Origin of the sequence: Jatrophihabitans sp., assembly GCA_036389035.1 — a bacterium.
Classification (GTDB): domain Bacteria; phylum Actinomycetota; class Actinomycetes; order Mycobacteriales; family Jatrophihabitantaceae; genus Jatrophihabitans_A.
Window position 1 is genome coordinate 1 of record DASVQQ010000036.1, and the last position, 16,730, is coordinate 16,730.

At 70.5% G+C, this 16,730-nt stretch carries 19 protein-coding genes and 1 pseudogene; 4 read left to right on the plus strand and 16 right to left on the minus strand.

The features are described from left to right. The first annotated feature begins 4 nt into the window (after positions 1 to 4). Complete coding sequence (locus VF557_18410; GenBank protein ID HEX8082191.1) at positions 5 to 178, plus strand: DUF4396 domain-containing protein; 174 nt, start codon at positions 5 to 7, stop codon at positions 176 to 178. Between the two features lie 144 nt (positions 179 to 322). On the opposite strand, the pseudogene VF557_18415 reads toward VF557_18410, so the two are convergent. The 7 genes and pseudogenes from VF557_18415 to VF557_18445 all read right to left on the minus strand — a co-directional run bounded on the left by VF557_18415 (position 323) and on the right by VF557_18445 (position 6,582). Next, a pseudogene (locus tag VF557_18415) lies at positions 323 to 1,396 on the minus strand (HAMP domain-containing sensor histidine kinase). Between the two features lie 35 nt (positions 1,397 to 1,431). After that, complete coding sequence (locus VF557_18420; GenBank protein ID HEX8082192.1) at positions 1,432 to 2,142, minus strand: response regulator transcription factor; 711 nt, start codon at positions 2,140 to 2,142, stop codon at positions 1,432 to 1,434. A gap of 230 nt (positions 2,143 to 2,372) precedes the next feature. After that, positions 2,373 to 3,359, minus strand: a complete 987-nt coding sequence (locus VF557_18425) for a trypsin-like peptidase domain-containing protein (GenBank protein ID HEX8082193.1) — start codon at positions 3,357 to 3,359, stop codon at positions 2,373 to 2,375. A 28-nt stretch (positions 3,360 to 3,387) separates the two neighbouring features. After that, positions 3,388 to 4,338 carry a VWA domain-containing protein gene (locus VF557_18430; GenBank protein HEX8082194.1) on the minus strand — a complete coding sequence of 317 codons (951 nt, stop codon included), beginning with the start codon at positions 4,336 to 4,338 and terminating at the stop codon, positions 3,388 to 3,390. Next, positions 4,335 to 5,279, minus strand: a complete 945-nt coding sequence (locus VF557_18435) for a DUF58 domain-containing protein (GenBank protein HEX8082195.1) — start codon at positions 5,277 to 5,279, stop codon at positions 4,335 to 4,337. Before VF557_18435 ends, VF557_18430 begins: the two co-directional genes overlap by 4 nt. Further along, on the minus strand, positions 5,276 to 6,283 hold the full coding sequence (locus VF557_18440) for an AAA family ATPase (GenBank protein HEX8082196.1): 1,008 nt from the start codon (positions 6,281 to 6,283) through the stop codon (positions 5,276 to 5,278). The genes VF557_18435 and VF557_18440 overlap by 4 nt, the downstream gene beginning before the upstream one ends. After that, positions 6,283 to 6,582, minus strand: coding sequence for a hypothetical protein (locus tag VF557_18445; protein HEX8082197.1), 300 nt, complete (start codon positions 6,580 to 6,582; stop codon positions 6,283 to 6,285). The genes VF557_18440 and VF557_18445 overlap by 1 nt, the downstream gene beginning before the upstream one ends. A gap of 399 nt (positions 6,583 to 6,981) precedes the next feature. Here VF557_18445 and VF557_18450 point away from each other — a divergent pair, with 399 nt between their 5' ends. From VF557_18450 to VF557_18460, 3 genes are all read left to right on the plus strand, one after another. Further along, entirely contained in the window at positions 6,982 to 8,214 is a 1,233-nt protein-coding gene (locus VF557_18450; protein HEX8082198.1) for a PQQ-dependent sugar dehydrogenase, read from the plus strand. 96 nt (positions 8,215 to 8,310) lie between these two features. Continuing rightward, on the plus strand, positions 8,311 to 8,571 hold the full coding sequence (locus VF557_18455) for a type II toxin-antitoxin system prevent-host-death family antitoxin (protein ID HEX8082199.1): 261 nt from the start codon (positions 8,311 to 8,313) through the stop codon (positions 8,569 to 8,571). Next, positions 8,568 to 8,972: a PIN domain-containing protein gene (locus tag VF557_18460; protein ID HEX8082200.1), complete on the plus strand. Its 405-nt coding sequence runs from the start codon at positions 8,568 to 8,570 to the stop codon at positions 8,970 to 8,972. The genes VF557_18455 and VF557_18460 overlap by 4 nt, the downstream gene beginning before the upstream one ends. 349 nt (positions 8,973 to 9,321) lie before the next feature. Here VF557_18460 and VF557_18465 read toward each other — a convergent pair whose 3' ends face one another. From VF557_18465 to VF557_18505, 9 genes are all read right to left on the minus strand, one after another. After that, on the minus strand, positions 9,322 to 9,858 hold the full coding sequence (locus VF557_18465) for a helix-turn-helix transcriptional regulator (protein HEX8082201.1): 537 nt from the start codon (positions 9,856 to 9,858) through the stop codon (positions 9,322 to 9,324). A gap of 53 nt (positions 9,859 to 9,911) precedes the next feature. After that, positions 9,912 to 10,328 (minus strand): GNAT family N-acetyltransferase, encoded by a 417-nt coding sequence (locus tag VF557_18470; protein ID HEX8082202.1) that lies wholly within the window; start codon positions 10,326 to 10,328, stop codon positions 9,912 to 9,914. A 3-nt stretch (positions 10,329 to 10,331) separates the two neighbouring features. Further along, a complete protein-coding gene (locus tag VF557_18475) occupies positions 10,332 to 10,568 on the minus strand; it encodes a ferredoxin (protein HEX8082203.1) in 237 nt (78 codons plus the stop codon). Continuing rightward, positions 10,565 to 11,779: an NADH-ubiquinone oxidoreductase-F iron-sulfur binding region domain-containing protein gene (locus VF557_18480; GenBank protein ID HEX8082204.1), complete on the minus strand. Its 1,215-nt coding sequence runs from the start codon at positions 11,777 to 11,779 to the stop codon at positions 10,565 to 10,567. Before VF557_18480 ends, VF557_18475 begins: the two co-directional genes overlap by 4 nt. Continuing rightward, a complete protein-coding gene (locus VF557_18485) occupies positions 11,779 to 12,426 on the minus strand; it encodes a hypothetical protein (protein HEX8082205.1) in 648 nt (215 codons plus the stop codon). The genes VF557_18480 and VF557_18485 overlap by 1 nt, the downstream gene beginning before the upstream one ends. Continuing rightward, a complete protein-coding gene (locus VF557_18490) occupies positions 12,423 to 13,376 on the minus strand; it encodes an FAD:protein FMN transferase (GenBank protein ID HEX8082206.1) in 954 nt (317 codons plus the stop codon). The genes VF557_18485 and VF557_18490 overlap by 4 nt, the downstream gene beginning before the upstream one ends. Then, the gene (locus VF557_18495; GenBank protein ID HEX8082207.1) at positions 13,373 to 13,876 is read right to left on the minus strand and encodes a hypothetical protein; all 504 of its coding nucleotides are present in this window, start codon (positions 13,874 to 13,876) and stop codon (positions 13,373 to 13,375) included. Before VF557_18495 ends, VF557_18490 begins: the two co-directional genes overlap by 4 nt. Next, the gene (locus VF557_18500; protein ID HEX8082208.1) at positions 13,869 to 14,501 is read right to left on the minus strand and encodes a hypothetical protein; all 633 of its coding nucleotides are present in this window, start codon (positions 14,499 to 14,501) and stop codon (positions 13,869 to 13,871) included. The genes VF557_18495 and VF557_18500 overlap by 8 nt, the downstream gene beginning before the upstream one ends. Positions 14,502 to 15,746: 1,245 nt before the next feature. Next, entirely contained in the window at positions 15,747 to 16,670 is a 924-nt protein-coding gene (locus tag VF557_18505) for a LysR family transcriptional regulator (GenBank protein ID HEX8082209.1), read from the minus strand. Positions 16,671 to 16,730: the final 60 nt, after the last annotated feature.

Sequence of the window (16,730 nt, forward strand, 5' to 3'; positions counted from 1 at the left end):
CGCCATGGATGCCGGCCTCAGCTCCCCGCTGTTCTGGGGGGCGCTGGCTGTGGCCCTGGCCATCGCCTTCGTCGTCACCGTGCCGGTGAACCGCTGGCTCATCAGCCGGGGCAAGGGCCACGCCGTCGTCCACCAGTTCCATGGTGGGGATGACGCCCACGCTCACGGCAGCCACTGAGGCCCGACCGTGCCAGGAGGACCCCCAGCGCGCCGGCTGCGGGTCCTCCTCGGGTGGCGGGCCGGCCCGCTCCGGAGCCATCGCCCGGTCCGGGAGCCAGATGACGAAGCTGCTTCCGACCCCGAGCTGGCTGAACAGGGCCAGCCGCCCTTCGTAGCTCTCGACGATCTGCCGGGCGATCGCCAGCCCGAGTCCGGACCCGCGGGTCGCGACGGCCTCGGAGTTGCTGCCCCGGTGAAAGCGGTCAAAGACCCGGTCCTGATCGACGTCGGCGACTCCAGGGCCCTGATCGGTGACCGCCGCCCACGCCCAGCCGCCGCGGCTTCCCACCCCGACCGTGAGAACGCTGCCGACCGGCGCCAGGCGGACGGCGTTGGAGAGCAGGTTCGACAGCGCGCGGTCCAGGGACTCGGTGTCGGCATACACGACGGGCCCGGAAGGCAGTCGCAGGTCCAGCCGGATCCCCCGCTCGCCGGCGAGCAGGCGGTACTGCTCGGCGGCGTCCCGGGCCACCGCGGCCAGATCGACCTCACGGTCTCCGAAGGCCGCCGAGCGGGTCCGGGCGGTGGCGAGCAGGTCCTCCAGCAGCCGGCTCATCCGGCGGGTGGCCCGGGTGACCACCGCGGCCGCGTCCCGGCGCTCCTGCGTGGTGGAGGCGTCATTGCCGAGCACCGCCTCGACGTTGGCCTGGATCACCGCGACGGGATTGCGCAGCTCGTGCGAGACGTCCTCGACGAGCCTGCGCTCGGCCCGGAAGGCGGCCTCGAGCCGCTCGAGCATGTTGTCGATGGTGCTGGCAAGGGTGTGCAGCTCGTCGCGCGGGCCGGTTGCCCCGATCCGTCGGGAGAGGTCGGTGGCGGTGATGTCCCTGGTCGTGGTGGTGATCATCTCGACCGGCCGCAGGGCGCGTCCGGCCACCCACCAACCGATGGCCAGGCTGAGCACGAACATGATCGCGAGCGCGGCGATCGAGTAGTTGCGCAACGTGTTCAGCGCGGTGAAGTTGACCGCCCGCTGAACACTGGCCAGGTCCGCGGCCTGGAACTGCTCCCCCGGTCGGTAGACGACCGTGCCACCGGAGGTCCGGGTGAACTTCTTCACCGTCACCGCGTCCAGGGGTGCGGCGTCGATCGTCCGCGACAGGGCGAGATACACCGCCGCCAGGATCGTCGCGGTGATGCCGAACAGGAGCGCGGAGTAGGTCAGCGCCAGCCGCATCCGGATGGTCCGCAACCACGGCGGCAGCCTGGCGATCACGACACGGCCCCGGCGGGCTCCTCGGCGCGCAGCCGGTAGCCGCGGCCGATCAGCGTCTCGAGCAGTTGCGTCTCGCCTGCCACGCTGAGCTTGCGGCGCAACGTCCCCACCGTCACCCGGACGGTCTGGGTGAACGGGTCGGCGTTCTCGTCCCAGACGTGTTCGAGCAGTTCCTCGGAGGAGACCAGGTGGCCCGGACGGCTCAGCAGGTACCGCAGCACCGCGAACTCCTTGAGGGTCAGCTTGAGCTCGCGGTCTCCCCGGTGCGCCAGGTGCCGGGAGGAGTCCAGTCGAACCGGCCCCACCGTGAGCACCGAGGTGGCCCCGCTGGACTCCCGCCGCAGCACGGCTCGTAACCGGGCCGCCAGCTCGGCCAGCGCGAACGGCTTGACCAGGTAGTCATCGGCGCCGACGTCCAGGCCCAGCACCCGGTCGGTCAGCGAGCTGCGAGCCGTGAGCATGACTATCCGCAGGTCCTTGCCGGACAGGCACGCCACCCGTCCGCCGCGGATGCCGCGGGCAAGGTCGAAGCCGTCTCCGTCCGGAAGGTTGATGTCCAGCAGCGCGGCGTCGTACTCGGCCAGGCCCAGCTTGTCGCGCGCCTCGGCGGCGCTGGCGGCCAGATCGACGGCGTAGCCCTCTCGGGCCAGCCCGACCTTGAGGGCGCTGGCCAGGCCCTCCTCGTCCTCCACGATCAGCAACCGCATCTCAGGGCCGACTCCTTTCCCTGCCGCTGCCGGCCGCCGTCCGCGACCCGAGCGTGGTACACCGCCTTACGCACGGGCAGGTCCCGAAGTTCCAGCGAACCCCGGTTCGGCCGGCGGTGGCAGGGTGTGCTTATCCAGGTACTGGCAGAACCCCTCTCGATCGGCGGACCCTTCCGGCGCGCCCGGATCTGCCGGGTGGCTTCTCCACCGGCCCGGATCTGCCGGGTGGCTCATCCGCCCGCCAGGATCTGCCGGGCGACCTCGACGGCGCGATCGATCGGCACGGCGAAGCCGATGCCGATGTTGCCGGACCGGGCTCCGCCCAGGGTCGCGATGGAGGTGTTGATGCCGATGACGCGACCCGCCAGGTCGACCAGCGGTCCGCCGGAGTTGCCGGGGTTGATAGAGGCATCGGTCTGGATCATCGCCGCCGCGGTCGAACGGCGGTCCAGGGCGCTGACCACTCCGGAGGTGACGGTTCCGTTGAGTCCGAGCGGTGAGCCCACGGCGATGACGGGCTGGCCGATCCGCAGGTCGGCGCTAACGCCGAGCCGGGCAGGCGCCAGATCGTCGCCGGAGTCAGCGCGCAGCACCGCGATGTCGTTCTCCTGATCGCTGCCCACCACCGTGGCGGGCACGCTGCGGCCGGAGGCGAGCACCAGGGAGACGGCGCGTGCCCCGGCCACCACGTGGTGGTTGGTCAGGACGTGGCCCGCGCCGTCGAAGACGACGCCCGAGCCGCTGCCACGGCCCGCGCGCACCTGGACCACGCTGGGCAGGATCCGCGCGGCTGCGGTCTCGGCGCCGGCGGTGGCCGGGTTGCCGCCCGCGGGAGCGCCACGCTGCTGCACGATCACAGCGCCCGCACGGTCGGTCATCCGGTCCGCGCTGAGGACCACACCCGCCCCCGAGACCCCGCCCGCCAGCACTGCCGCGGCCAGCACGGCGGCCAGTCGCGGTCGTGCTCGATCACCGGGCGCGGCGGGTGGACCGGGCGCGAAGGGTGGACCGGGCGCGAAAGGTGGGCTGGGCGCGAAGGGCGCGGCTGGTGCGGCTGGTGCGGGCGGGCCAGGAAAGGTGGCGGCCGGTCCCGCGCCGGTCAGGCGAGAGACCGGTTGCGGCAACGGATCGGACCGGGCGGGCGGCGGCCCGGTCTCCCAGGTGAGCTCAGGTCCGGCGGGGGTGCCGAGCCCGCGGGGGCTGTCGGAAGTCGGCATGAGAGGTCCTCTCCAAAGTGGCGGGTGGTCAGATGAGGCGGGAGAACCAGCGCAGTGACAGGGCGCCGGCGCCCAGGGCGAGCAGCAGGCCAAGGGCGGCGAGGTAGGCGGTCACCTCGCGCTCCTCGGTGCGCCAGCCGATCGAGGAGTTGATGTCGGAGTAGACGCCGCGCAGCTCCGCGCTGCTCTCGGCGGTGTAGGCGGTGCCGCCGGTGCCCTCGGCAAGGTCGCGCAGGGCCTCGTGGTCGACCGGAACGCGCAGCTGGCGTCCGCCGTTCTCGATCGTTCCGTCGGGGGTTCCGTAGGCGATGGTGGACACCGGCAGCTCGGCGGCCAGAGCGGCGGCGGCGGCCTGCTCCGGTGAACGGCCCGAGCTGTTGGCCCCGTCGGAGAGCAGCACCAGGCGGGTCGGGGCCGGCTCATCAGCGGCCTCGGTGGCGAAGCGTCGCATCTCGCTGAGGGAACTGAAGACGGCCTCGCCGATGGCCGTTCCCCCGCCGCCGAGAGTGAGCGCGTCGATCCGGTCCCGGACCTCGTCGTGGTCGGTGCTGGGCGGCGCCACCGTCGCGGCCGTCCCGGCGAAGGTGACGATGCCGACGTTCATGCTGTCGGGCAGTTCCTCGACGAACGCGCCGGCCGCGGTCTTGGCGGCCTCCAGCCGGTTCGGCGCCACGTCCGTGGCCGCCATGGATCCGGAGACGTCGATGGCGACCAGCACCGTGGCCCGGTCATAAGGCACCCGGAGGGAGAGTTCGGGTCGCGCCGCTGCCAGCCCCATCGAGGCCAGGGCCAGCAGCACCAAGGCCGCCGGGACGTGCCGGCGCCACCCTGGACGCCGGGGCACCACGCGTTCGAGCATCGGCAGGCTGGCGAACCGAACGGCGTAGCGCTGCCGGCGCCTCTGGACCAGGACGTAGGCCAGCGCGAGGCCGGCGACCGGCAGCAGTGCCAACAGCCAGAGCGGTGTCAGAAAGGTCATGAGCTTCTCCTCGCGGGGTGGCGTGCCGGAATCCGGCGACGGGAGCGGATGAATCGGGACAGCTCGCGCACCCAGTCGCCATCGGTGCGCAGCAGCAGGTGGCCCGCGCGCGCCGCGGCCACCGCCGCGGCGGTCTGCTGCCGGTGCGCGGCCGCGGCGACGGCGTAGGCCGAACGGACCCGGCGGTCGCCCGTGCTCACCTCGCGCTGCCGCCCGGACTCCGGGTCGACGAGGACGAGCTGCCCGACCGGGGGAAGTTCCAGCTCGCGCGGGTCGAGCACCTCGACGACGACGACGTCGTGACGGGCCGCCAGGCGGCGGAGCGGGTCCTCCCAGTCGAAGGGCCGCGCCAGCGTGCCGGTGGGGTCGAGCAGGTCCGACACCACGACGCGAAGCCCCGGTCGCCGGTGCCGGCGCGCGAGCACCGTCAGCGCCTCGGCCAGGCCCAGCGGAACCTCGCCGTCCCGGGTGGCCGGAGCCGCCCGCAGCAAGCGCTGCGCGGCGACGCGCCCAGCGAGCGGCCGGTGCCAGACCAGGCCGTCAGTGGTGAGGGCCAGGACTCCGAGCCGGTTGCCGGGGGCGTCGGTCAGCAGGCCGACAGCCCCCGCGATCGTGGTGGCCAGCTCAGCCTTCTCGGCGGTCGTCGTCCCGAAGGCCATGCTGGGTGACTGGTCGAGCAGCAGCCAGGTGCTGAGCTCGTGCTCGGCCCTGGTCAGCCAGACGTGCGGCTCGCGGGCTCGCGCAGTGACGTTCCAGTCGATGCGCCGCACGTCGTGCCCGGGCAGGTAACGGGTCAACTCCTCGGCCTCGCCGCCCGGGCCTAGCCGCAGGCCGGCGTGGTCGCCGTGCAGCAGCCCGTCCAGGCGGCGGCGAACGGTGAGGTCGAGACCGCGAAAGCGCGGAAGGGCGCCTGAGCGGTCGGCCGGCGGCGCGGTGCTCACGCGACCGAGGCCAGGCTCTGGTCATCCGGGGCGACCCGGGGCCGCGGGATGACATCCACGATCGACTGGACGACCGCACGCGGGTCGACCCCTTCGGCGACCGCGTCGAAGGACAGCACGAGCCGGTGGGCCAGGACGTCACCGGCGATGTCAACGACGTCATTGGGCAGCACGTAGTCACGACCGCGCAGGATCGCGAGCGCTCGCGCCGCGGCGATCAGGCCCAGGGTTCCTCGGGCACTCGCGCCGTACTCGAGCACCCCGCCCAGTGCCAGGCCGAACCGCTGCGGGTCGCGGGTGGCCATGACCAGCTGCACGGCGTAGTGGGCGACGGCGTGGTGGACGAACACCGCGTCGGTCTGCTCCTGCAGCGCGACGAGGTCGGCCACCGTGAGGATCTGCTTCGCCTTCGGCGGCGCGACGCTCATCCGTTGGACGATGGTCAGCTCGTCGAGCTCGTCGGCATGACCGACGTCGACCTTCAGCAGGAACCGGTCCCGCTGGGCCTCCGGAAGGACGTACACCCCCTCGGTCTCGATGGGGTTCTGGGTGGCGAGGACCAGGAACGGCGGAGGCAGCTGGTAGGTGTCGCCGCCGATGCTCACCTGGCGCTCGGCCATGGCTTCGAGCAGGGCCGACTGCACCTTGGCCGGCGCCCGGTTGATCTCATCCGCCAGCACCAGGTTGGCGAAGATCGGGCCGAGCTCGGTGTCGAAGCGCTCGGTCGAGGGCCGCCACACCTGGGTGCCGACGATGTCGGCGGGCATCAGGTCCGGGGTGAACTGCAACCGCGAGAAGGTGCCGCCGAAAACGTCGGCCAAGGTGCGGACCGCGAGCGTCTTGGCCACCCCGGGCACCCCCTCGAGCAGGACGTGCCCGCGGGCGAGCAGGCCGATCAGCATCCGCTCGACCATGGGGTCCTGGCCGACGACGACCCTTTTGATCTCGAAGAGAGTGCGCTCCAGGGCCAGGGTCGCCGCGGGGCGGGTGGTGTGTTCGCTCATCAGAGGTCTCCGGTGGATTCGCTTGTGGGCACGGTTGATTCGCCTGTGGGCGCGGTGGATTCGCTGGCCGGCACGGTTGATTCGCTGGCTGGGGCGGGGCAGTCGATGCCAGCAGCGGCCGCCGGCGAATCCTCGATCACGGTCGCGTAGCCGGTCTCGATCACACCGTTCGGCGAGCCGGCCGCCGACGCTGCCCCGGTGCCGGTGATGAGCGCCAGGCCGCCCAGCATCACGGCGAGGACAGCGCGTCTCGGGGCCCGCCGAGGTTTGGTTGTTCGGTGGTTCAAGGTGGTGGTCACTGGATCTCCTCCGTCTTCGACGTCCCTTGGTCGGGACTGCCACCACTTCAGCAAGGGAGGTAGAAAATGACCGGCAAGCCGAGCGAAAGCCGAACGAAAGCGCTCCTGAGCACTGTGTCGACGGCATTGCCGCACAGCCGCGGAGACCCGTCGGTTCCGCTTCGTGAGCGAAGGCAGTTCGGCTGATAGGACCGCCCTGGCCTGCCGGTAGGAGTCTCCTAAGTTCTGCCTGCAACCGACGTCCGAGGGCACGGGAGGTCACAGCGGCCTAATAGCCTGGAATCCTGGCCGGACAAACGTCTGCCGGACCGTGGCGAACGAGATCAGTCGAAAGGGTGGGCACATGATCAAGTGCGATGCCGGCGGGCGATCCGGCCGCCCACCACGAACGGACTCGGCGTGACAGGCCGGCCTGCGGGGCCCGCCGGCGCACGGTGGCGCTGGGCGTCCGCCGCGCTGATCGCCGCGGTCGCGGTGGCCGGCTGTGACAGCAGCGCCGAGCCCGACGCCGCTCCCGCCGTTTCCGCCACCGCGTCGGCCACCGCCAGCAGTCCGGGAACCGCCGCCTCGAGCACGACGGCCGGCGCCACCCCGTCCAGCACGGCCTCCCGAACGACCCCGTCCAGGACGTCGCCGTCCAGCGCGTTCCCCTCCCGGATGCCCGACCTCGGCGCGCCGCGGGTGATGGCACAGGGCCTGGACGTGCCCTGGGGCCTGGCCTTCCTGCCCGGCGGTGACGCGCTGATCAGCGAGCGCAACACCGGCCGGATCCTCAGACTGGCTGCCGGCGGGGGCGCGCCCCGGCAGGTCTATGACGTGCCCGGCGTGGCGGCCGGCGGCGAGGGCGGGTTGCTCGGCCTCGCCGTCTCCCCTGATTTCGCAAGGGACAACTTGGTCTACGCCTACTACACCGGCGAGCAGGACAACCGCGTCGTCCGCTTCCGGCTCGGTGGCGGCGGAGAACCCGAGGTGATCTTCGACGGCATCGCCAAGGCCGGCTTTCACAACGGCGGGCGCATCGCCTTCGGCCCGGACGGGATGCTCTACGTCGGCACCGGCGACGCCGGCGACACCGAGCAGTCCCAGAACCCGTCGAGCCCCAGCGGAAAGATCCTGCGCCTGATGCCGGACGGGTCGCCGGCCCGGGGCAACCCGACCGCGGGTTCGCCGGTGTACAGCCTCGGGCACCGCAACGTCCAGGGCCTGGCCTGGGACTCCGACCGGCGGCTCTTCGCGACCGAGTTCGGGCAGAACGACGTGGACGAGGTCAACTTCATTCAGCCCGGCCGCAACTACGGATGGCCGATCGTCGAGGGAACCGGCGACACCGACGGGGGCAGGTTCACCAACCCGCTCGTCACCTGGTCGACCGATGAGGCCTCACCCTCAGGTATGGCCATCGCCGGCAACACCGCCTACGTCGCCGCCCTTCGCGGGGAGCGGCTGTGGAGCGTCTCGCTCACCGGAGAGTCTGCCGGGCAGTCCAGGCCAGAGCTGCAAGGACGCTATGGCCGCCTGCGGACAGTGGAGACCGCGCCGGACGGCTCGCTGTGGCTCACCACGTCCAACACCGACGGCCGGGGCGACGTCCGGGAGGGCGATGACCGCATCCTGCGGTTCCCACCGCGCTGAGCGGTACGAACACAAACCGCCTGGCAGCTGCAGGTGCCACCTGGTTGAGAAGAAGGCTGCAGAACAGTATGTGGCTGAAGTGCTACGATTGCGCACATGAGTCTGGTGGCGTCCCGAGATTTACGCAATCACACGGCCGAGATCCTGCGTAAGGTCGCCGACGGAGAACGAGTGACGATCACCGTGAACGGGGCGCCCGTTGCTGAACTCGCACCGGTGACATCTGCTCGCCGCCCCTCGATGCCTAGACGCGAGCTGATCACGGTGCTGGCTCGGCACCAGGCAGACGCGGGCTTGAGAGAGGATCTGGCTGCGCTCACCGCCGACACGACGGACGACCTAGGCCCCCTTGCGTGACCACGCTGCCGCGGGGACTTCTGGACACCTCAGTCTTCATCGCGACCGAGTCCGGGCGCTTTCTCGATACTGCTTTGCTGCCGGACGAGGCGTTCATCAGCGTCATCACGATCGGTGAACTGCACGCCGGAGTACTAGCGGCTAAAGACACCCGCACTCGCGCCGTACGGCTGGCGACCCTGGAGGCTGTGGCCGCACTCGAACCCCTGCCAGTAGACGCAGCGGCCGCAGCGCAATGGGCCACGCTCAGGGTGAGACTGGCCGAGGAAGGCCACCGCGCAAAGGTCAACGACCTATGGATCGCGGCCATCGCGGCAGCCAACAACCTAACCGTTGTGACGCAGGACGACGACTTCGAACCGATCGAAGCCGTCGGCGGTCCACCGGTTGTCCGCGTCTGACCAAGTTCCGCTGGCGCGAAGGTCGGCCCGGCAATGCTTGCCGTCGCTGGTCGGGTAGGTGCGGAGTCCATGGCGAGATCGACAAGCACGTCTTCATGGCCGTGAACAAGCAGCCGGCAGAAGCTATCGCTGTCCTGGACGTCTTCGATGGACCAGCCGCGAGCCTGACGCACGTTTCCACCGCCGGGTCGAGTGAAGAAGTCAAGATCGCGCGTTGGACGCGCGGTGAGCTGCTGTGCTACTAAAGCCGCGCCTCCAGCGAGTAGGAAGCCTTTGCTGGCCGGCAGCCCGAAGAACAGCCGCGCCACCTCCAACTGGAAGCGTGTCAGGAACGTGTCGCCACCAGCCATCACGCGATGGCCGACGCATCGACGTACTCCGCGATCAACGCCGACCATGCAGTGCGGACATGGCGGGGCAGCACGAGTTCGTGCCACAAATCCACCAGCAGCGCGCCGTCGACATAGCGCAGCACATCGTCTGGGACACCCTCGCGCAGAACGATCTCGTACACCCGAGCGCGGTCATCGCGATCAGCCAACCGAAACACCCGGCCAGGCTGGGACCAATTCAGCGCCAACGGCAGCTCCACAGCCGCCAGCGCGCACTCGAGCTCCAGCCTTGGCAGCCGGTTCGGCACCAGAGCGGCGCGCCCGCGTGAGCCGGCGGCCTCGACGAAGCGGATGCGCGGCCGCGCCTCCAGGTCATACCCGGAACTGTCGAGCAAACGCTCGACCGTCTCCAACGACGGCGACTTGTGACCGTGCTCGTAAGCCGAGATCGCAGTACGTGAGGTACGCGCGCGACGCGCCAACTCGTCCTGGCTCAGCCCAGCCGTGCGCCGGGCCCGCGTCAGTAGCTCCGCGCCCTTCATGCCGACCTCCATTAATCAAATGTATCCGATCGGATACATTACTGTAGGTGCCGGATGCCTGCTGGCTACTGGCGGGGACGTTCCAGGTAGGTGTCCGGGGCCGGCTGAAAGCCCAGTTTGGCGTACAGCGCATGGCCATCCGCGGTGTGCAACATCCACCGCCAGCTCGGCTGGCTGTCCACCGCCTCGCCGATGACCGCCAGCCCCAGCCCCCTGCCCCGATGCGCCGCGAGCACATAGACATCGGCCAGATACCCCAACGCCACCCCGTCGGACACCACCCGCGCGAAGCCGACCTGGACGCCGTCGGGCGCGTACAGCCCGAGGCAGCGCCACGCCGAGTCGATCTGCGCGACGATGTCCTCAGCGACCCGCCACCGGTGCCAGTACGCCTCGGTGGTCAGAAAGGCGACGACGGCATTCCGGTCAAGCCGGTCAGGGTCGTCGTCGAGCTGGTAACCGCCGGAAAGGTGTCGGAGCATCCGTCATCCTCGTTGCCCGGAGCGGTCCAGGTCAATTGACACCACCTCTCGCACGAACAACGCGCGGTGCGGGCATGCCTTCGCCGCGCGGTTCGCCTCGGCCGTCTCACCGTCGTCGAGCGGCGTCCTCGGCAGGATCGGGTAGCCCCACCGGTCCAGGCGCACCAGACCCGCCGCCGCGTACGCGCACATCCCCACACCACGACAGATCGTCGGGTCGACCGTCATCCGCGCCGTCATCCGTGCAGGCACCTGCCCCGGTTGACGTGGCTGTCGACGTCGGCGGCGAAGCAGGCCAGGGCCGTCGTGGTGATGTTCACGGCCGCCTCCGGCAGGTGGCAGGCGCCACGTCCGGTGACCTCGTCGAGCAGTTCGCGCACGCGGCGCAGGTGACGGCGCCCGCCGCCGCCGTCGGCCACCTGCCGGAACAGGTCGGCCAGGGCGGGCAGGCCGAACATGCACGGCCCGCACTGCCGGGCGCTCGCGGCGGCGAGGTAATGGTCCAGCTCGGCGGTGAGGCGCAGGCCGCACCGATTGCGGGCCAGCGGGATGAGAATGCCGGCGCCGAGGCTCTTCCCGAGCGCGGACAGGGGCAGGCCCGCGGCGTCCGACCACGGCAGCCACTGCCCGCCGTACCCGCCGAGCAGCACTGCCTGCAGAGTCTTCTCCTCGACCCCGCCCGCGACGACGGCGTCGGTGATCGTCGCGGCCGGGTCGATCTCGATCGCGGTCCGGCCGCCGTCACCGGTGATCGTGAGCAACCGGGTGTCCGGCACGAGCCCGTAGCGGGCGACGAGCGCGATCCTGGCGAGCGTCTCGACGTTGTGCAGCAGGGTCGGGCGCCCACCCACGCCGCTGACCGTGGCCGGCGCGTGGCGGAACATCGGCAAAGCAGGCCCGCCGGACAACCCGCGGATCACCGCGCTGGACTCACCGGTCAGGTAGCCGGCCGGACCTACCTCGACCCGGATCGCGCCGCGCGGGCCGTTCTGCTGACGTTGCGCCAGCGCCTCCCGGACCGCGAGTTCGGTGCGGTCATCGCCCTCGTGCAGCCAGATGATCATCTCGGTGGCGCCGACCGCCTCGGCGGCGATCTCGATGCCGTCCAGCACCAGATGCGGGCGGCTCTGCAGGACAGCGGCATCCTTCGCGCTGGCCGGCTCACCCTCGGCTCCGTTGCCGACGACGACACCTCCCGGCGGCTGCGCCAGCATCGATCGCCACTTGGCCGCGACCGGGAACCAGGCGCCGCCGCGGCCACCCTCGCCCCGGCTCTCGATGACGTCGATCAGGGCACCCGATCCCGCGGGTCGCGGGCCGAGCCGAACGGTGTGCTGGTGCAGCGATTCGGCGAACACCGGCTCGAACGGCACGGCATCGACGGAATCGAACCAGACCGGACCCTGGAGCAGGCCGGCCCCGGTCGCGAGGCGGGTCTCGGGCGAGAACATCAGGATCCCTGCCTAACGACCGGACGGCGACGCTGCGGCGACACCGCGAGGTAGCGACTGGCGGCAACCGCGATCACCAGCCCCGCGGTGGCGAGGTACCAGGTGATCAGTGCCGCCGAATCGGTGCCGGCCAGCACGGCGTGTGCCCAGACCAGGACGATGCTGAGGATCGCCACCTTGTGCACCGGCCACCACACTCGCGAGCCGATGCGCGGCGCGAGCGCGGCTGTGACTCCGGCCGCGAGACCGAGCCACATGCCGACGAGTCCCAGCGTGACCGGAACGGGGCGATACTGCGCGCCCATCGGCAAAAGGGCGCCGGCCCAGCCGACACCGGCGTGGTGGTCCGTGGCGAGCACGGCGATGTGCAGCCCGGTCAGAGCGAACGCCGACGCGGCCAACGCGGCGTGCACCCGGATGCGGGTCAGCGTGTTCGGCCGACCGAACTCCGCGCGCCACGGGTGCGAGAGCAGCAGCCCGACGAGGACGAGCAGCACCATCAGCAGGTACGCGGCCAGACCGGTCGCCCGACCGACGATCCACGGGGCCATCCGGTTGCCGCTCACCGCGGTGGCGATCTGCCCGGCGAACATGCCGACGACCGCGCCACCCGCGATCGTCGCGACCGTGGACACGACCCGGTTCACGACCGGCTCCAGACGAGCATCGGCCCCATGTCACCGGTCGCGCCGATTCCGCCGTCATCGCGCACCCACAGCGCGGTGATTCCCTCAGCCACGGCAACGGTCTCGATCCGGTCGGCTCCGTGCAGGAACAGGGTCTTGCTCCAGACCTCGGCCGCGGCGGGGTCGGACCCGACCACGGTCACCGATGCCAGCCCGCCGGCGCTTGGGCCGCCGGTCCGGGGATCGATCAGGTGATGAGCCGCCCGGTCGCCGACCCGCCACTGCCGCAGCCGCGTCGAGGACGTCGCGCACGCCTGGTTCCGCACTGCCAGGACCGCGACCGGGTCCGTGCCGCCGAGCGGGTCCTCGACCCCGACCGACCAACCGCGACCGGCCGGGCCGGCTCCGGCGAAGTATCCGTCGCCACCGGCGTCCACGAAGAACGTGCCGGCGCTGTCGCGCAGCAGGTCCGCGGCCCAGCGAACCGCGAGCCCCTTCGCGATGCCGCCGAGGTCGACAGCGGCCGGGCCCACCGCGACGGCGCGGGCGGCAGCGTCGAAGCGCGGTCGCCACGGCAGCACCCGGATGGTGCGCACCGGCCGGAATTGCCGCGACGGGAGCGAGACGGGACCGGCAGTTAACGGCAGGCTGGTGTCGTAGCCGAGTTGGACGAGCTCGGTCAGGACCCGCGGGTCGAACAGCCGGCCGGTGCGCAGGTGAGCGGCCGCCGCCTCCTCGAGCGCGGCGTAACACCACTGCGGCACCTGGTGCCAGCCGCCGGCGGCGTTGGCTTGCATGAGCGGGCTCGCCGGGTCGAACCGGGTGCACTGCGCGTCGACCGCACGGAACAGCTCCTCGACCGCGTCGACGCCACGCTCGGCGTCGGGTCCGGGGCGCTCGACGCGCACGCGGGCGGTCGTCCCCATCGTGGCGAACTCCCGGATCAGCGGCCGGGTCAGCAGCGCGGTCATGACGCCCCCGTCGAGGCGTCCACCGGCGGCGGGGGTGGTGGAGCGGGTGCGGGGGGCGGCGGGGGCGGGAGCGCAGCCGGTGCGGCCGGCGCGGGCGCAGCCGGTGCGGGCGCAGCGGGCGCGGGCCCGATCGCGGCGGGTGCGGAATCCGTCGGCGGTCCGGCGGTGTCCACGCGCGGAAGCTGGACGGGCGCTGACTCTGCCTTCGCGAGTTCGGAGCTCACCTGCGCCAACTCCGCACGCAAACGCTGGAGTTCGGCGTCGACGGTCTTGCTCTGGCTGCGCAAGCGAGCGACGGCCACGTCCTTCGCCCGGGTCTTCGGCGCCGCTGCCTTCACCGGCGACGCCTTGGGCGCCGCTGCCTTCACCGGCGACGCCTTGGGCGCGGGGGCGGGGCTGTGGTGCAGCGCGAACGCGGTCGCTGCGGACAGCAGTGCGGCCGCGCCCGGCGCCACGATCGCCGCGACCGTGCTCGGCCGGGAGTGGTTGCGCTCAGTCATCGTCGTCACCGCCGTGCCCGCTGGAGTCGTCGTCACGGTCGTCGTCGTCACGGCCGTCGTGCCCGCTGGAGTCGTCGTCCCAGTCGTCGTCGTCACGGCCGCCGTGCCCGCTGGAGTCGTCGTCCCGATCGTCGTCGTCACGGCCGCCGTGCCCGCTGGAGTCCTCGTCCCGATCGTGGTCGGAACCGGAGTGGTGACCGTCATCGGCATGGTGGTCGCCGCTGGTCCGCTGCGCCGGTGCCTGGACCGGGCCTTGGGCGACGGCAGCCGGCGGCGCCCCGGCCTGGCCGACGACGGCAGCCGGCGGCGGCGCTGCCCGGCGGACCGCACCAGCGGCAGCCGCGGCCTGCGCCCGCTTGGCGGCGAGCGCGGCCCGGGCCTGGGCGATCTTCGAGCGCAGCTCGGCGGCCTTCTTCTGCTGGGCCGCGAGCCGCGCTCTGACTGCGGCGCTCTCGTCGCGGTTGCTCGCCACCGCACTCGTCATCGCGCCGGTGACCGCACCGGGCGCCGAAGCCGTCTGTTCCGATCGGCCCAAGTTCACGACTGACAGCGAGATGGCGATGACACAAGCGGTGATCGCGGTGATGACCACGCCGGTCAGCAGCGTTCGGGGAAACCGATTCATGCTTACCGTTCTCCCCTATCGAACGGGCGCTGCTCAATACGACGATGGGACTAGCACCAAACCGGGTGCAAACGTCTCACGGGGTGGCGGTCAGGCGGCAGGCTGGCTTCGAGCGCCTCACAAGGACCCCATGAGAACGGAAGGAGCAGTGACGCGGTCACCGCTAGTACCAGGACTAGTACTTAGGCGCCCAAACTCGATCAAGCAGCGTGAAACGAGTCAGAACTGTGAGCTGATCCAGCTGGCCCCACGCCGGGGACGGCAGCCTCGTCTAACGTTCGCCGGACCGCTGTTCGTCGTTACAAGGAGCCGAGTCTCACTTACGGCGCAGCGCCCGATGTGCAATCGGCAGCAGTAAAAAGATGGGCCGGCAGGATGTCATGGACCTTTCGGCCTGGGTAAGCCAACTTCCGGCGCAGCGCTCGATGTGCGATTGGCAGTAGTAACAGTATGAGACCGAAAACTAGCAGGCCTATGCATACACCGCCAAGAATTGTGAACCACGCGGGATTGACGTCATCGGCTTCAGTAACCGATTCGGGCTCACCGCTGATGAAAGGAAAGGATAAGACGAAGCCGAGGCAGCCTAGTGCAATCGCGGCTACGCCGGCCCGCCGCACAGTTCGGTACCAACCTGGTATCACGACGAGTCCTCCGATCCCTTCGCCGGTCAAGCATTTCGTTTCCGTCCGAGCCTCGAACCGGCATCGAGCTGTTGTTGGCAACCCCGTAGGCCTATCTGTAACCAGGTACTGAGCAGTCACCGGCAGCCTCGCCGACGTACGTAGCAGCCATCGCGCAGCCCTGCTTGCCGCTCAAAGCTATTGCGTCGGCCTCCTCGTTGCGCCATTCCTCGATGCCGCACGAAAGAAAACCCGGCACCTTCCGGCACCGGGTCACCTCATGTGTCCGTGGTCTGACTTTTGCCACTGTGGTGGTCCTAACAGAACATCTCTCGGTTAACTCAGACATCCTCATCGCAGACCCAGGGCAAGTTCGCTGCCTACCCGGCGCTTGCGGGTCCGGAGAACACCGACTTCCTCCAGCGGTGACGCTGCTGGCTACGCGCAAGCGCAACCTTGCCAACACTGGGCCCCGGCCGCCCGCCGTCTCCCCGAAGCGCGAAGACGTGCTGAAGGTGACGCTCGACGACTACCTGGAATGGGTTGGTCCGGTTCGAGAGGCGTTCATGTGGGCCTCGGATTTCCTCGCCGATCGGCACATCTTCGATACGCGATTCCTGCCCTACTCCAAGCAACGCGTCGCCAACTGCATGTGCCACTCCTCGGCGGCGGACTTGAGTGCGTCAAGCAGGGTTCGTATTGCGGGCTGCGCCAGGGCGACTTCCCGGACTGCGGCGTAGATCGCCCGCACCGGCTCCGGGCGGCGGACCCGGCGGATGACAACGTCGGGATGACTGGTGCTCAATCCCAACTGCGGGATAAGGCTGACGCCGAGTCCCGCGGCAACAAAACCCTGCGCCGTGGCGTAGTCCTCGCTGTTCGCGACGAAGTCGGGGCTGAAGCCGGCGGCCGCGCAGGCATCGACAACCGGCTCGAGGCACGGGCCGGGCGGCTCGCAGCCGACCCACGGCTCGCCCGCGAGATCGGCGAGGTTCAACACCCGCTGCCCCGCACGCGGGTGTCCTCTGGGCAGCACGGCGCGGTAGGGATCGTCGATCAGATGAACCACGCGAATGCCGGGTCGACCTTCGGCGCTCGCGCCGACCGTAATGGTCAAGTCCGTGTCGCCCTGGGTGATACCGCGCAACGGATCTTCGAGCTCGGTCAGCGTGAGATCGATGGTGAGGTTCTCGTACTCACGACGGAACCGCGCCAGGGCGGGCGCGAGCAGAGTCGGACCAACCGAGCCGAAATAGCAGATCGCGATCCTCCCTGTGCGGCCCGCCCGCAGGTCGGCCAAAGCGCTTTCGGCCTCGGCAACGTTCTGGCTGATGACCGCAGCATGACCGGTCAGCAGCCGGCCGGCGGCCGTCGGCTGCACGCCCCGCCCGACACGCTCAAGCAACGCGATTCCGGTTTCTCTTTCCAGCGCCGCGACTTGCTGACTGACGGCCGAAGGGGTGTAGCCAAGGTGCGCTGCCGCCGCGGTCACGGACCCACTGGTCACCACGGCCCGAAGAATCTGCATACGTCGCACATCGAGCATGTAGAAGAGCTTAATCCACATACATGTCTTTTCGCTTGTTCTTCCGAGTTCCATCGGGCA

Excerpts from the sequence above, each read along its gene's own strand:
- VF557_18410 (HEX8082191.1), top strand. The coding sequence starts at position 5 with ATGGATGCCGGCCTCAGCTCCCCGCTGTTCTGGGGGGCGCTGGCTGTG.
- VF557_18420 (HEX8082192.1), bottom strand. The coding sequence starts at position 2,142 with ATGCGGTTGCTGATCGTGGAGGACGAGGAGGGCCTGGCCAGCGCCCTC.
- VF557_18425 (HEX8082193.1), bottom strand. The coding sequence starts at position 3,359 with ATGCCGACTTCCGACAGCCCCCGCGGGCTCGGCACCCCCGCCGGACCT.
- VF557_18430 (HEX8082194.1), bottom strand. The coding sequence starts at position 4,338 with ATGACCTTTCTGACACCGCTCTGGCTGTTGGCACTGCTGCCGGTCGCC.
- VF557_18440 (HEX8082196.1), bottom strand. The coding sequence starts at position 6,283 with ATGAGCGAACACACCACCCGCCCCGCGGCGACCCTGGCCCTGGAGCGC.
- VF557_18455 (HEX8082199.1), top strand. The coding sequence starts at position 8,311 with ATGAGTCTGGTGGCGTCCCGAGATTTACGCAATCACACGGCCGAGATC.
- VF557_18465 (HEX8082201.1), bottom strand. The coding sequence starts at position 9,858 with ATGGAGGTCGGCATGAAGGGCGCGGAGCTACTGACGCGGGCCCGGCGC.
- VF557_18470 (HEX8082202.1), bottom strand. The coding sequence starts at position 10,328 with ATGCTCCGACACCTTTCCGGCGGTTACCAGCTCGACGACGACCCTGAC.
- VF557_18475 (HEX8082203.1), bottom strand. The coding sequence starts at position 10,568 with ATGACGGCGCGGATGACGGTCGACCCGACGATCTGTCGTGGTGTGGGG.
- VF557_18480 (HEX8082204.1), bottom strand. The coding sequence starts at position 11,779 with ATGTTCTCGCCCGAGACCCGCCTCGCGACCGGGGCCGGCCTGCTCCAG.
- VF557_18490 (HEX8082206.1), bottom strand. The coding sequence starts at position 13,376 with ATGACCGCGCTGCTGACCCGGCCGCTGATCCGGGAGTTCGCCACGATG.
- VF557_18495 (HEX8082207.1), bottom strand. The coding sequence starts at position 13,876 with ATGACTGAGCGCAACCACTCCCGGCCGAGCACGGTCGCGGCGATCGTG.
- VF557_18500 (HEX8082208.1), bottom strand. The coding sequence starts at position 14,501 with ATGAATCGGTTTCCCCGAACGCTGCTGACCGGCGTGGTCATCACCGCG.
- VF557_18505 (HEX8082209.1), bottom strand. The coding sequence starts at position 16,670 with ATGCTCGATGTGCGACGTATGCAGATTCTTCGGGCCGTGGTGACCAGT.